We start from the raw sequence: 13,387 nt of genomic DNA on the forward strand, positions 1-13,387 counted from the left end.
GACGGGTGGGTGGGGGCGGGAGACGACGGGTGGGTGGGGGCGGGAGACGACGTACGGCGGACACTCACTGGCGCTGCTCCTTCCGCCAGGCCTGGACGGCGCTCTGGTAGGCGTGTTCGCCGCCGTCGAGGAAGCGGTCGGCGAACTCGGCGTACGGCGTGGTGGCGTACAGCTTCTGGAAGGCCTCGTCGCGCCCGTGGTCGGGGACGCACGAGGTGAAGTGCGCGCCGTTCGGTGCCTCGACGACGGCCGTCACGCTCGACCGCTTGAGCAGCAGCGTCTGCGGCGCGGCCTCCTTGGTCAGCTCCGCCGTGTCGACGACGCGCTCGCAGGAGACATACGCCGCGTCGGCCGCCTCGCAGAACAGGTCGTCGAAGTACGGGTCCGGGCCCAGATACTGGCCGTTGCCGGCACGGTCCGCGCGGTTCATGTGCACCAGGGCCGCGTCCAGACGCAGAGCGGGCATGGCGACGAACTCTTCCCGTATCCCCGAGGCCTCGTCGGCGTACGGCGAAGTGACCGTCCGCAGGGCCGGATTGACCCGCATCACGTCCGAGCCGATGCCCGCCCGCACCGGCAGGAAGGGCAGCCGGTTCGCGGCGGCGTGCAACCCCCACATGAACATCGCCTCGTCGACCTCCATCAGCTCGAAGGCGCCGCTCTCGCGCGCCGCGCGGTAGTGCGGTTCGAGCGGGATGGAATCCAGCGTGACGAAGGCGGTGACGAGCTTCCGTATCCGTCCGGCGGCGGCGAGCAGACCCACGTCCGGGCCGCCGTACGAGACCACCGTGAGATCGGTGATCCCGGTGCGGAGCAGTGCTCTCACCAGCGCCATCGGCTTGCGGCGCGAGCCCCACCCGCCGATACCGATCGTCATGCCGCTGCGCAGGCGCGCGACGACGTCCTCGGCGGTCATGGTCTTGTCGGTCACGGGCGCTGCTCCTTTCCGGGGGTGCCGGACGTGTCGTTTCCGGGTGCGCCGGAGGCGGCGCGTCCGGGTGCCCCGAAGGTGTCGCGTACGCGGCCGGCGACGCCGCTCAGGTTCGCCTCGAAGGTGAAGCCCTGCTCGAAGCGGTAGCTGCGGCGCACGTCGACGGGGTCGATGCCGTTGATCGCGGCCTTGGCCAGCCGGATCAGGACGCCGTCCTTGGCGGCTATCTCGTGCGCCAACCCGAGGGCCTCGACGAGAAGTTGCTCTCGGGGTACGACCTTCCACACCGAGCCGTGCGCGTGCAGCTCGGCGGCCGTGGCGGTGCGCGAGGTGTAGTACAGGGCGCGCATCAGGTGCTGAGGGACCAGCCGGGCCAGATGCGTGGCCGCGCCGAGCGCGCCGCGGTCCAGTTCGGGCAGCCCGAAGGCCGCGTCCTCGCTCGCCACGATCGCGTCCGCGTTCCCCACGAGCCCGATCCCGCCGCCCAGGCAGAAGCCCTGCACCGCCGCGACGACGGGCACCTCGCACTCGTACACCGCGGCGAAGGCCTCGAAGCAGCCGCGGTTTGCGCCTATGAGGGCGCGATGACCCTCCGCGTCGCGCCCCATCTCCGTATCGCGCCGCATCTCCTTGATGTCGACGCCCGCGTTGAAACCGCGCCCCTCGGCCCTCAGCACGACGCAGCGGATCTCCGGGTCGCGGCCCGCCGCGCGGACGGCGTCGGCGAGGTCGAACCAGCCCCGCACCGGCAGCGCGTTCACCGGCGGGAAGTCGACTGTGACGACCGAAATCCCCTTTTCCGGGGACGAGGTGGAGACACCCATGGGCGCATCAGCTACCTTTCCACCAAACGTTTGTTAGGCGATGTCTCGAAGCTAGCAGCGAACGCATCCGCGCGGGAGGCCCTGTGGACAACGCGGACACCACGGATTTCGGAGGCAGCAGGAACGCGGATCTCGGAGGAAGGACCGTCGTCGTCACAGGCGGCACCCGAGGGGTCGGCGCCGGGATCGCGTGGGCATTCGCGCGGGCGGGCGCCCAGGTCGTGGTCTGCGCGCGCAGGCCTCCCGAGAAGCCGCAGGCCGGCATCGGGTTCGCGGCGCTCGACCTGCGGGACCCGACGGCCGTCGGCTCGTTCTTCGACGGGCTGGCCCGCGTCGACGTCCTGGTCAACAACGCCGGCGGCACGCCCTACCGCTCGCTGGCACAGGCGGACGCCGTACGCCACGCGCGCGTGATCGAACTCAACCTCACCGCGCCGCTCACCGCGTCGATCGCCGCGTACGAGCACCTCAAGCGGGCCCAGGGCTCGATCGTGATGATCGGCAGTGTCAGCGGGACGCGGCCGTCGCCCGGCTCGGCGGCCTACGGGGCGGCCAAGGCGGGCCTGGAGAACCTGGCCCGTTCGATGGCCGTCGAATGGGCCCCCGACATCCGGGTCAACACCCTCGTCGTCGGCATGGTCCGCACCGAACTGGCGCACCTCCACTACGGCGACGAGGACGGCATCGCCGCCGTCGCGCGCACCGTCCCGCTGGGCCGCCTCGCCCAGCCGTCCGACATCGGCGAGGCCGCCGTCTTCCTCGCCTCGGATGCCGCCGCGTACATCAGCGGGGCCTCGCTGCTCGTCCACGGGGGCGGGGAGCGGCCCGCCTTCCTCGACGCCGCAACCGCCAACAAGCAGAAGTGACAACAAGGAGAGAGGTGAGATGAGCGCACCGTTGCTGTGCCAGGGGCGTGTCGTGATCGTCACGGGCGCGGGCCGCGGACTCGGCAGGGCGCACGCGCTCGCGTACGCCGTCGAGGGCGCGAGCGTCGTCGTCAACGACCTCGGCGTCGGCCTCGACGGCACGCCGGGACCGGACAGCCCCGCCCGGCAGGTCGTCGACGAGATCCGCGCGGCGGGCGGCGAAGCCGTGGCCCACGGCGGGGACATCGCGACGGCCGAGGGCGCCGCGTCGCTCATACGCGCCGCCCTGGAGACGTACGGCCGCCTCGACACCCTCGTCAACAACGCCGGGTTCCTGCGCGACCGGATGCTGGTCAGCCTCGACGAGGACGACTGGGACGCGGTGACGCGCGTCCATCTGAAGGGTCACTTCTTGCCGCTCAAGCACGCGGCGGCACACTGGCGCGCGGAGGCGAAGGCAGGCCGCACACCCTCGGCCCGGGTCGTCAACACCAGCAGCGGAGCGGGCCTGTTGGGCTCGGTCGGGCAGGGCAACTACAGCGCCGCGAAGGCCGGGATCATCGCTCTGACCCTGGTCGCGGCGGCCGAGCTGGGCCGGTACGGCGTCCAGGTCAACGCGGTCGCTCCCGCGGCCCGTACCCGGATGACCGAGCGCATCTTCGCCGACACCATGGCGGCACCCGGCACCGGCTTCGACACCATGGCACCCGAGAACGTCTCTCCCCTGGTGGTCTGGCTCGGCTCGCCCGCGAGCACGGGCGTCACCGGGCGCGTCTTCGCCACCGAGGGCGGCCGGATCACCGTCATGGAGGGCTGGCGACCGGGCCCGAGCGCGGACAAGGGCGCCCGGTGGACGCCGTCGGAGGCGGGCGAGACGACATTGAAGCTGCTGGCGGACGCGGAGGATCCGGGGCCGGTGTATGGGGCGGGGGAGTAGTTTCAGCCCGTCCGGCGCTTGAGCTTTTCAGCCCGTCCGGCGCTTGAGGACGAGCGCGAAGCGCGATACGGGGGGTCTGGGGGCGGAGCCCCCAGGTACGGGACGGGTAGGGGCGGAGGGGGCGAAAACAGCTCTCACGTGTCGCACTCCAGCACCGTCCGGCACAGCGTGCAGCGTGCCCGTACCCGGCCCCGTACCGGCACCCTGATCCGCTGGTGACAGGTCGGGCAGGGAAAGGACACGCGCAGAGGCCCCCGGCCGTCCGGGGTGAAGGTGTACGGGACACCGGGGTGCTGGCCGGGACCGTGATGGTCCTGGGCATAGCGGCGGTCCTTCGCGTAGCGGCGGCGCCCCGCCCAGCCCGCCGCGGTCAGCGGAGGCTGCTGCTCGTCGCGGCGCGCCTGCGCCATGCCCTTGGTGTACGCGGTGTACGCCTGCGGGCTGGTGAACCAGACCGAGGGGTCCTCACCGAAGACGAGCGCCCGCTTGGCGAGGACGTAGCCGAACTCCTCGGGGGTCAGATAGCCCAGCTTCTGCGAGGAGGCCCCGTCCTCGCGGTAGGCGTCCAGGAGCAGCCAGCCCGCGCCGAGGTAGGCCGCCGCGGTGTCGGTGAGGATCTCGTTGTCGCGGGTGCCCGGGAAGGAGAGGTCGAGGCGGTGCAGATACACGTGCATCACCTCGTGGGCCAGGGCGGCGCCGATGTCCCTGCGATGGGTGCGGAAGCGGTCGTTGAGTTCGATGAAGTACTCGGGGCCCGCGGCGAGTTCGACGTTCGCCGCGTGCGTCATCTCGCGGAAACTGACGATCAACCGGGCGTCCGGCAGCCGGTAGTGCCGCACCATCTCGCGGGCCACGCGCTGCGAGCCCAGGTACAGGTCGTCGGCGTCGGCGAAGGCCACATCGGCGGGCATCACGCTGGTCGCGAAGGTGTGGATGGTGTCGTACGAGAGCCGCTTGTAGAGCGCGGTGATCGACGCCCGCACCGTGTCCAGATGCGGGTAGCCGTGCTCGACGGGTCCGCCGTTCGCCACGTCCGTACCCCCTGAAGACGCCAGAACTGTTTTCCACTCTAAGCGGGGTTCCGCCCGGCGGCGGGGGGTGCGCGGGCACGCGGAGCCGCGTCTGGCCGGAATGCGGCCCTTGCCCCGGGTGTGCGGCACTCCCCATAATCCGCTCCAGCTTGGCAGGGGCATGCCAGACCATGTCTTCGCGCCCTTCGCCTCGCGTTCAACCCCCCACGAAAGGAAGCGCGTTGAAGTCTCCCAAAAAGCTCAGCGGCAGAAGAGGCACACGAACCGCCAGGATCACGCGAGCCGTGAGGAGGGCGCTCGCCGTCGGCGCGGTCGCACTCGCCGCGGTATCTCTCCAGCCGCTGTCCGCGCAGGCCGCGCCCGCGCCCGTCGTCGGCGGGACCCGGGCCGCACAGGGCGAGTTCCCGTTCATGGTGCGGCTGTCCATGGGCTGCGGCGGCGCCCTGTACGCCCCGGACATCGTCCTGACCGCCGCCCACTGCGTGAACGGCTCCGGCAACAACACCTCCATCACCGCCACCGCCGGCGTCGTCGACCTGCAGAGCAGCAGCGCGATCAAGGTCAGGTCGACGAAGGTCCTCCAAGCACCCGGCTACAACGGCACGGGCAAGGACTGGGCACTGATCAAGCTCGCCGCCCCGGTCAACCAGCCCACCCTGAAGATCGCCACCACCACCGCGTACAACAACGGAAACTTCACCGTCGCCGGCTGGGGAGCCGCACGTGAGGGCGGCCCCCAGCAGCGCTACCTCCTCAAGGCCACCGTGCCCTTCGTCAGCGACGCCGGCTGCCAGCAGTCCTACGGCGGCGACCTCGTCCCCGGCGAGGAGATCTGCGCCGGATTCCCGCAGGGCGGCGTCGACACCTGCCAGGGCGACTCCGGCGGCCCCATGTTCCGCAAGGACGACACCGGCGCCTACATCCAGGTCGGGATCGTCAGCTGGGGCGAGGGCTGCGCCCGGCCCGGATACCCCGGCGTGTACACCGAGGTCTCGACCTTCGCGGCCGACATAGCCCAGGCGGCGTCCGGCCTGTAGCGCCACCATCACCGCACGACACGCAGGACGACAACGGAGCGGGTGCCCGTGACCACGGTCGCGGGCACCCCACCCGCCCCCGCCCGCCGCGTCGGCCACTGACAATCCGCCCGAAATCGCGCACCGGCACGCCCCGTAGAAGCCCCCGCACGCCCCGTAGAAGCCCCCGCACGCCACGTAGGGTTGGATGTCATGACCACCAGCAAGCCCCAGGAAGTCGACCCCGCCGTCAGCGCCGAACTCGCCCGGCTGCGCGACAGCATCGACAACATCGACGCCGCCGTCGTCCACATGCTCGCCGAGCGCTTCAAATGCACCCAGCAGGTCGGCCACCTCAAGGCCGCCCACCAGCTCCCGCCCGCCGACCCGTCCCGCGAGGCCCACCAGATCGCCCGGCTGCGCTGCCTCGCCGAGAACGCCAAACTGGACCCGGCCTTCGCGGAAAAACTCCTCAATTTCATCATCGCCGAGGTCATCCGCCACCACGAGCGCATCGCCGACGACGCGGGCAGCGGCACGGCCGACCCGGGGGAGTGACACCGCGCCCACGCGCCCACGCGCCCACGCGCCCACGCCCCGCGCAGGAACGAACTCCCCGAGGGCATCACGACAGGACCCCGTCAGGACAAAGGCCGCACAGGGGACCACCCCTGTGCCCTGTCAGCGGCATCAGGCAGCATGTCCCCATGTCCGTACTGACGCGCGACGAAGCGCAGACCCGTGCCAAGCTCCTCGACGTCCACCACTACGGGATCGAACTCGACCTGACCCGCGGGGACGAGACCTTCGACTCCCGCACCGTCATCCGGTTCACCGCCCGCACCGACGCGGACACCTTCGTCGAGCTGAAGCCCGCCGACCTGCGCTCCGTCACCCTCGACGGACAACCCCTCGACCCCGCAACCCTCACCGAGAACCGCCTGCCCCTGCGCGACCTGACCGCGGGCGAACACGAACTGCGCGTCGACGCCGCCATGCGCTACTCCCGCACCGGCGAGGGCATGCACCGCTTCACCGACCCCACCGACGGCGAGACCTACCTCTACACCCAGCTCTTCATGGAAGACGTCCAGCGCGTCTTCACCGCCTTCGACCAGCCCGACCTGAAGGCCGTCTTCGACCTGACCGTCACCGCCCCCGACGGCTGGACCGTCCTCGCCAACGGCATCACCGAACACCTCGGCGAAGGCCGCTGGAAGGCCGCCCCCACCCCGCTGATCTCGACCTACCTCGTCGCCATCGCCGCCGGCCCCTGGCACTCCGTACGCACCGAACACCGCGGCCTGCCCTTCGGCATCCACTGCCGCCGCTCCCTGGCCCCCCACATGGAAGCCGACGCCGACGAAATCCTCGACGTCACCCGCGCCTGCTTCGACCGCTACCACGAGAAGTTCGACGAGCCCTACCCCTTCGACTCCTACGACCAGGCGTTCGTCCCCGAATTCAACGCCGGCGCCATGGAAAACCCCGGACTCGTCACCTTCCGCGACGAATTCATCTACCGCTCCGCCGTCACCGACACCGAGCGGCAGACCCGCGCCATGGTCATCGCCCACGAAATGGCCCACATGTGGTTCGGCGACCTCGTCACCCTGCGCTGGTGGGACGACATCTGGCTCAACGAGTCCTTCGCCGAATACATGGGCTACCAGACCCTCACCGAAGCCACCCGCTTCACCGACACCTGGACCGACTTCGGCGTCGCCCGCAAATCCTGGGGCTACGACGCCGACCAGCGCCCCTCCACCCACCCCGTCGCCCCCGACCCGGACGCCGTCCCCGACACCGCGTCCGCCATGCTCAACTTCGACGGCATCTCCTACGCCAAGGGCGCCTCCGCCCTGCGCCAACTCGTCACCTGGCTCGGCGAAAAAGACTTCCTCACCGGCATCAACACCCACTTCGCCCGCCACAAGTTCGCCAACGCCACCCTCGCCGACTTCATCGACTCCCTCGCCGCAGCCACCGAACGCGACGTCCACGCCTGGGCCGACGCCTGGCTGCGCACCACCGGCGTCGACACCCTCAAGCCCACCATCGCCGAGACCGACGGCCACGGGCACCTCACCGTCGAACGCGACGGCAGCCGCCCGCACCGCATCGCCGTCGGCACCTACGACACCGTCCCCGGCGACGACGGCCACCTCGTCCTGCGCGACCGCCTCGAACTCGACGTACCGCACGCCGACCCCATCGACCTCGGCCCCGGCCGCCGCCCCGCCCTGCTCCTCCTCAACGACGGCGACCTCACCTACGCCAAGGTCCGCTTCGACCCCGCATCCTTCGAAACCGTCCGCGCGGCACTCTCCGGCCTGCCCGACCCGCTCACCCGCGCCGTCATCTGGAACGCCCTGCGCGACGCCGTACGCGACGGCGAACTCCCCGCCATGACCTACATCCACGCCGCCCGCACCCACCTCCCACGCGAAACCGACCTCGCCCTCGTCCAAGGCGTCCTGTCCTTCGCCACCGCCCACATCGCCGACCGCTACCTCGCCCCCGAAGACCGGCCCACCGCCCTCGCCACCCTCACCGACCTGTGCCGCGACCTCATCCGCCGCACCGAGGACGGCTCCCACCCCGGCCTGCGCCTCACCGCCGTACGCCACTACATCGACGTCGCCGCCCACCCCGACACCATCAGCGCCTGGTTCTCCGAAGGCACCGTCCCCGGCGGCCCCGAACTCGACCCCGAACTGCGCTGGCGCATCCTCGGCCGCCTCGCCGTCCTCGGCGCCGTCGACGACGCCGTCATCGACGCCGAACTCGTCCAGGACCCCAGCGCCACCGGCCAGGAAGGCGCCGCCCGCTGCCGCGCCGCCCTGCCCGACCCGGACGCCAAGCGCCGCGCCTGGCACGACATGTTCGAGAGCGACGACCTCTCCAACTACCTCTTCACCGCCACCGCCCAAGGCTTCTGGCAGCCCGAACAGGCCGACCTCGTACGGGAGTACGTCGAGCGCTACTGGGCAGACGCCGTGGCCGTCGCCGCCCGGCGCGGGCCCGCCATCGCCGAAGCCGCCGGACGCTGGGCCTTCCCCGCGTACGCCGTCGCCCCCTCAACCCTCGACCTCGGCGAGACCTGCCTCCGCGACGCCGAGCCCATCCCCGCCCTCCGCCGCAAACTCGCCGACCAGCTCGACGACCTGGGCCGCGCCCTGCGGGTCCGGGAGGCCTAGGTTTTTTCGCCCCCTCCGCCCCTACCCGTCCCGTACCTGGGGCTCCGCCCCAGACCCCGCTCCTCAAACGCCGGAGGGGCTGATTTTCCTTGGGGGCGGACGGGGCGGACGGGGCGGAGAGGGCGAAAAACCCACATTCCCTCCGTACAGCAGTACCCCTTTCGGGTCGGATCGTTGTCCCCCACGGGTGCGCCGACCCGAAACGCGTACAGGCTTGAACCACCTGCCGCGCGCCCACCGGAGGACCACTCATGAGTTTCCTGAGTCAACCTCTATGCCGCCAGAGGCTCGTCGGCGGGTGCGTTGATCTTGTCGTTGGCTTGGTGGATGGCGGGGTCGTAGCAGGTTCCGTCGCGCCAGCAGGCCCACATCACGCGCAGCCAGGCACGGGCCAGGATGCGGATGGCGTGGGGGTGTCGCTTCTTGCGGGCTCTGGCGTCGTTGTAGATCTTGGCGGCCCAAGCGCTGCCGTGGCGGCTGTTGTCGACGAAGGTGGTCAGCGCGACGCGGGCCCTGCGGTTGGTCGCGAAGCGGAAGGCGACCGTGCGGGACTTGCCCGAGGCGCGGGTGACGGGGACGACGCCGGCCTCGGCGATGAGCTGTTCGCAGCTCTGGGCGCGTTCCAGGATCGGGCCGATCTCCCCGATGACCTGGCCGAGGCTGACCTTGCCGATGCGCGGCATGGTGGCGAACAATGGCGCGTAGGGATGCGTCCCGGTGGCCTCGGTGATGGCCTTGTCCAGCGTGCGGATGGTCGCGCGTATGCCCTGCACGAGCTGGATTTGGACGCGGACGAGTTGTTCGGCGACGGCATCGCTCAGGCGGGACGCGGCCTTCGGGGCCGAGCGCAGGCGTTCGATGAGGACACTGCCGGGCTTCTTGCCGGAGTAGCCGCGGCGTTTGCACCACGCTTCGAGGCGTCCAGCGGTGAGCTTGGCCGCTTTGGTGGGGGTGGGGTAACGCTCCAGGAAAGCCATGGCGATGTCGCTGTCGAGGTCGGCGAAGACGGCCTTGCCGCCGGGCCAGTGCTCGTCCAGCAGCGAGGCGAGCTGGTTGACAGCGGCGACCTTGGCTTCGATGTGGTCGGCCCGCTGCCGGGTGAGTGCCTGCAGGTCCAAGGTAGCCTGCTCAGTGGGCTCCAGCCGGGGCAGGAGATGCCCGTCGGTGCGCAGGTAGTCGGCGAGTTTCATGCTGTCGCCGGCGTCCGTCTTGGCCTTGGAGGCACCCCAGCGTGCCCGCATCGCGTTGAAGGCGTTGGGGTGGACCGGCACGACGGGGTGGCCGGCGGCGAGCAGTCTGTCGACGGCCAGGCCGCGGCTGGTCTTGATGGCCACGGGCAGATCCGCCGGGGCTCCGTGCTTGCGCAGCCGGGCCAGGGTCTTGGTGAACCCTTCTTCGGTATGGGCGAGTTCCCACCGATCGATGCGCTTGCCGGTGGCGTCCATGACCGTCACGTCATGGGTCTCAGTCGCCCAGTCCCATCCGATGAACACGTGCGTCGTACTCCAAGGCGGTTCGAGGAGCACCTGCCCGGTGGTGAGGTCGTCTGCCGGGAGCTCATTAATCGGCCCTCAGCGGGGCGTGTCCCTGAAGCCGATCAGACGGCCTCGGCCCGGCAGGGCTGGCGGAACTCATGCTGGGCGTCGAACGGCTCGCACACTTGGCCATGCACCCACCGGGACCGAGAGGTCACAACCCTACTCGTGAGGGCTGCAGAAGGGATGGTCCTCTAATGAGCACGCCGCCCCTCGCCTCAGGCCCCGAAGGCCCCGACGCACTGCGGCCCCTGCTCGACACCGTCCTCGACGCCCTCCGCGAAGGCACCGCGGCACGCCACGGACCCCTCCCCGCCGGCGGACCCGAAACCGTGGCCCGGCAGGTACAGGACGCCATCGGCGACGTACTGCCCCCGCACGGAGACGAGAACGCCCTACGACTCGTCGTACGCACCCTCGCCGAAGGCTCCGCCGACCCAGCCGACCCCCTGTGCGCCGCCCACTTGCACTGCCCACCCCTCGCCGTCGCCACCGCCGCCGACCTCGCCGCCTCCGCCCTCAACCCCTCCCTCGACTCCTGGGACCAAGCCCCCGCCGCCTCCGAACTGGAAACACTCGTCACCCGCGCCCTCGCCCGCGAGGTATACGCCGATGGTGACCAAGGCGACGCCCTGATCACCACCGGCGGCACCGAATCCAACCTCCTCGCCCTCCTCCTCGCCCGAGAAGCCCACAGCAGCCCACAACTCGTCTGCGGCGCGAGCGCCCACCACTCCCTGCACCGCGCCACCTGGCTGCTCGGCCTCCCCGACCCCGTCGTCGTCCCCGCCCCCGCCGGCACCCTGGACCCCGCCGCCCTCGACGAAGCCCTCACCCGCTGTGCCGACCAGCGGCTCCGCCGCGGGCACGGCCCGCGCGGATCCCTCCTCGTAGCCGCCACCGCAGGCACCACCGACGCCGGACTCATCGACCCACTCCCCGACATCGCCGACCTCTGCGAAGCCCACGGCGCCCGCCTCCACATCGACGCCGCCTACGGCGGAGGCCTCCTCTTCAGCGACCGCCACCGCGACCGACTCCACGGACTCGACCGCGCCCACACCGTCACCCTCGACCTGCACAAACTCGGCTGGCAGCCCATCGCCGCCGGACTCCTCGCCGTACGCGACACAAACAACCTCGCCGTAATCCACCACCACGCCGACTACCTCAACGCCGACGACGACACCGAAGCAGGCCTCCCCGACCTCCTCGGCCGCTCCCTGCGCACCACCCGGCGCCCCGACATCCTCAAAATCGCCGCCACCCTCAAAACCCTCGGCAGACAAGGCATCGGCGCACTCGTCGACCAAGTCTGCGACCACGCCCAGGAACTGGCCGACCTCATAGCCGGCCACCCCCGCTTCGAGCTCTACGACCGGCCCGCCATCAGCACCGTCCTCTTCCGGCCCGCCGGGGCCACCGACGACACCGTCGCCGCCGTACGCCGCACCCTCCTCAACCAAGGCCGCGCCGTCCTCGGCCGCGCCACACTCGACGGCCGCCTCTGGCTCAAAGCCACCCTCCTCAACCCCCACACCCGCCCCGGCGACCTCGCCACCCTCCTGAAACTGGTGGAAGGACACACACCCGCATGATCCCGACGCCCCACCCCCCACGCCCCGCCGCCGAAGCACCCCGCGACCTGGTGGGCATCGGCATCGGCCCCTTCAACCTCTCCCTCGCCGCCCTCGCCCACCCCCTCACCGAACTCGACACCGTCTTCTACGAACAACGCCCCGGCTTCGACTGGCACCCCGGCCTCCTCATCGACGGCGCCACCCTCCAAGTCCCCTTCCTCGCCGACCTGGTCACCCTCGCCGACCCCGCCAACCCCTGGTCCTTCCTCAACTACCTCAAAGCCCGCGAACGCCTCTTCCCCTTCTACTTCGCCGAGCGCTTCCACATCCAACGCGCCGAATACGACGCCTACTGCCGCTGGGTCGCCGACAACCTCCCCGGACTCCACTTCGCCCACCAAGTCGACGCCGCCCGCTGGAACCCCGAACGCACCCTGTTCGAAGTCGACTTCACCCAACTCGACACCGAAGGCCAAGCCGAAGCCCTCAGCCGCACCTACACCCGCAACATCGTCCTCGGCGTCGGCACCGAACCCAACATCCCCGAACCCCTCAAACCCCTCGTCGAAGCCCCCGGCGTGCCCGTCATCCACGCCGCCGACTACCTCCAGCACCGCGAACAACTCCTCACCGCCGACCACATCACCGTCATCGGCGCCGGACAATCAGGCGCCGAAGTCTTCCTCGACCTCCTGCGCAACCGCCCCACCGGACACGAAAAAATCCACTGGCTCGCCCGCACCGAAGCGTTCGCCCCCATGGAGTACTCCAAACTCGGCCTCGAACACTTCACCCCCGACTACACCCACTACTTCCACGCCCTCACCGAACCCGTCCGCGACCGCCTCGTCGCCGCCCAATGGCAACTCCACAAAGGCATCGACGCCGACACCATCGCCGCCATCCACGACGAGCTCTACCGCCGCACCCTCCACGGCGGCTGGCCCGACGCCGTCCTCACCCCCGCCGTCACCGTCCGCACCGCCGGACGCGTCGCCACCACCAAAGTCGAACTCCACCTCGAACACACCCAACAAGGCGCCCGCACCCGCCTCACCACCGACGCCGTCATCCTCGCCACCGGCTACCGCGAACGCCCCCTCGACCGCATCCTCGCCGGACTCGACCCCCACCTACGCCGCGACAGCAGCGACCGCCCACGCATCGACGACCAGTTCCGCATGATCCTCGACCCCACCGTCACCGGCACCGGCTGCAACGTCTACGTACAGAACGCCGAACTCCACACCCACGGCGTCGGCGCCCCCGACCTCGGCCTCGCCGCCTGGCGCAGCGCCACCATCCTCAACGCCCTCACCGGCAAAGACCCCTACCCCCTCCCACACCGAACCGCCTTCACCACCTTCGGACTCGAACCCCACCCACCCATCCCACCCGCACGCCACACCGCCCACACCCTCACACCCCTCATCGAGGAACGGTAAAGAACCCCTCCGAACCCCGCCG

Annotated in this window: 11 protein-coding genes; 7 read left to right on the forward strand and 4 right to left on the reverse strand. The window is 70.7% G+C overall.

Going from position 1 to position 13,387, the window contains the following annotated elements; translation table 11 throughout:
* Positions 1–64: 64 nt before the first annotated feature.
* Positions 65–931: a CoA transferase subunit A gene (locus C4B68_RS30135; RefSeq protein ID WP_099501114.1), complete on the reverse strand. Its 867-nt coding sequence runs from the start codon at positions 929–931 to the stop codon at positions 65–67.
* Positions 928–1,755: an enoyl-CoA hydratase family protein gene (locus C4B68_RS30140; RefSeq protein WP_099501115.1), complete on the reverse strand. Its 828-nt coding sequence runs from the start codon at positions 1,753–1,755 to the stop codon at positions 928–930. Before C4B68_RS30140 ends, C4B68_RS30135 begins: the two co-directional genes overlap by 4 nt.
* Before the next feature lie 83 nt (positions 1,756–1,838).
* On the opposite strand from C4B68_RS30140, the gene C4B68_RS30145 reads away from it, so the two are divergent.
* Both C4B68_RS30145 and C4B68_RS30150 read left to right on the forward strand, forming a co-directional pair.
* Complete coding sequence (locus C4B68_RS30145) at positions 1,839–2,621, forward strand: SDR family oxidoreductase (RefSeq protein WP_099501117.1); 783 nt, start codon at positions 1,839–1,841, stop codon at positions 2,619–2,621.
* A gap of 19 nt (positions 2,622–2,640) precedes the next feature.
* Entirely contained in the window at positions 2,641–3,558 is a 918-nt protein-coding gene (locus C4B68_RS30150; protein WP_099501119.1) for an SDR family oxidoreductase, read from the forward strand.
* A gap of 134 nt (positions 3,559–3,692) precedes the next feature.
* Here C4B68_RS30150 and C4B68_RS30155 read toward each other — a convergent pair whose 3' ends face one another.
* On the reverse strand, positions 3,693–4,589 hold the full coding sequence (locus tag C4B68_RS30155) for a hypothetical protein (RefSeq protein ID WP_099501120.1): 897 nt from the start codon (positions 4,587–4,589) through the stop codon (positions 3,693–3,695).
* A 284-nt stretch (positions 4,590–4,873) separates the two neighbouring features.
* Here C4B68_RS30155 and C4B68_RS30160 point away from each other — a divergent pair, with 284 nt between their 5' ends.
* The 3 genes from C4B68_RS30160 (at position 4,874) to pepN (ending at position 8,805) form a co-directional block, all read left to right on the forward strand.
* Positions 4,874–5,626 (forward strand): S1 family peptidase, encoded by a 753-nt coding sequence (locus C4B68_RS30160; RefSeq protein WP_240634526.1) that lies wholly within the window; start codon positions 4,874–4,876, stop codon positions 5,624–5,626.
* 192 nt (positions 5,627–5,818) lie between these two features.
* Entirely contained in the window at positions 5,819–6,163 is a 345-nt protein-coding gene (locus tag C4B68_RS30165) for a chorismate mutase (RefSeq protein WP_099501124.1), read from the forward strand.
* Positions 6,164–6,312: 149 nt separating this feature from the next.
* The gene (gene pepN, locus C4B68_RS30170) at positions 6,313–8,805 is read left to right on the forward strand and encodes an aminopeptidase N (protein WP_099501126.1); all 2,493 of its coding nucleotides are present in this window, start codon (positions 6,313–6,315) and stop codon (positions 8,803–8,805) included.
* Between the two features lie 272 nt (positions 8,806–9,077).
* Here pepN and C4B68_RS30175 read toward each other — a convergent pair whose 3' ends face one another.
* On the reverse strand, positions 9,078–10,298 hold the full coding sequence (locus C4B68_RS30175) for an IS110 family RNA-guided transposase (RefSeq protein ID WP_104880071.1): 1,221 nt from the start codon (positions 10,296–10,298) through the stop codon (positions 9,078–9,080).
* Between the two features lie 239 nt (positions 10,299–10,537).
* Here C4B68_RS30175 and C4B68_RS30180 point away from each other — a divergent pair, with 239 nt between their 5' ends.
* A complete protein-coding gene (locus C4B68_RS30180; protein ID WP_099506575.1) occupies positions 10,538–11,938 on the forward strand; it encodes a pyridoxal phosphate-dependent decarboxylase family protein in 1,401 nt (466 codons plus the stop codon).
* Positions 11,935–13,365, forward strand: coding sequence for a lysine N(6)-hydroxylase/L-ornithine N(5)-oxygenase family protein (locus C4B68_RS30185; protein WP_099506576.1), 1,431 nt, complete (start codon positions 11,935–11,937; stop codon positions 13,363–13,365). The genes C4B68_RS30180 and C4B68_RS30185 overlap by 4 nt, the downstream gene beginning before the upstream one ends.
* The last annotated feature ends 22 nt before the right edge of the window (positions 13,366–13,387 follow it).

The organism is Streptomyces dengpaensis, assembly GCF_002946835.1.
Taxonomy (GTDB): domain Bacteria; phylum Actinomycetota; class Actinomycetes; order Streptomycetales; family Streptomycetaceae; genus Streptomyces; species Streptomyces dengpaensis.

Bases quoted from the DNA above. Each gene is read 5' to 3' on its own strand.
- C4B68_RS30140 (WP_099501115.1), bottom strand. From the start codon at position 1,755: ATGGGTGTCTCCACCTCGTCCCCGGAAAAGGGGATTTCGGTCGTCACA.
- C4B68_RS30150 (WP_099501119.1), top strand. From the start codon at position 2,641: ATGAGCGCACCGTTGCTGTGCCAGGGGCGTGTCGTGATCGTCACGGGC.
- C4B68_RS30165 (WP_099501124.1), top strand. From the start codon at position 5,819: ATGACCACCAGCAAGCCCCAGGAAGTCGACCCCGCCGTCAGCGCCGAA.
- pepN (WP_099501126.1), top strand. From the start codon at position 6,313: ATGTCCGTACTGACGCGCGACGAAGCGCAGACCCGTGCCAAGCTCCTC.
- C4B68_RS30180 (WP_099506575.1), top strand. From the start codon at position 10,538: ATGAGCACGCCGCCCCTCGCCTCAGGCCCCGAAGGCCCCGACGCACTG.
- C4B68_RS30185 (WP_099506576.1), top strand. From the start codon at position 11,935: ATGATCCCGACGCCCCACCCCCCACGCCCCGCCGCCGAAGCACCCCGC.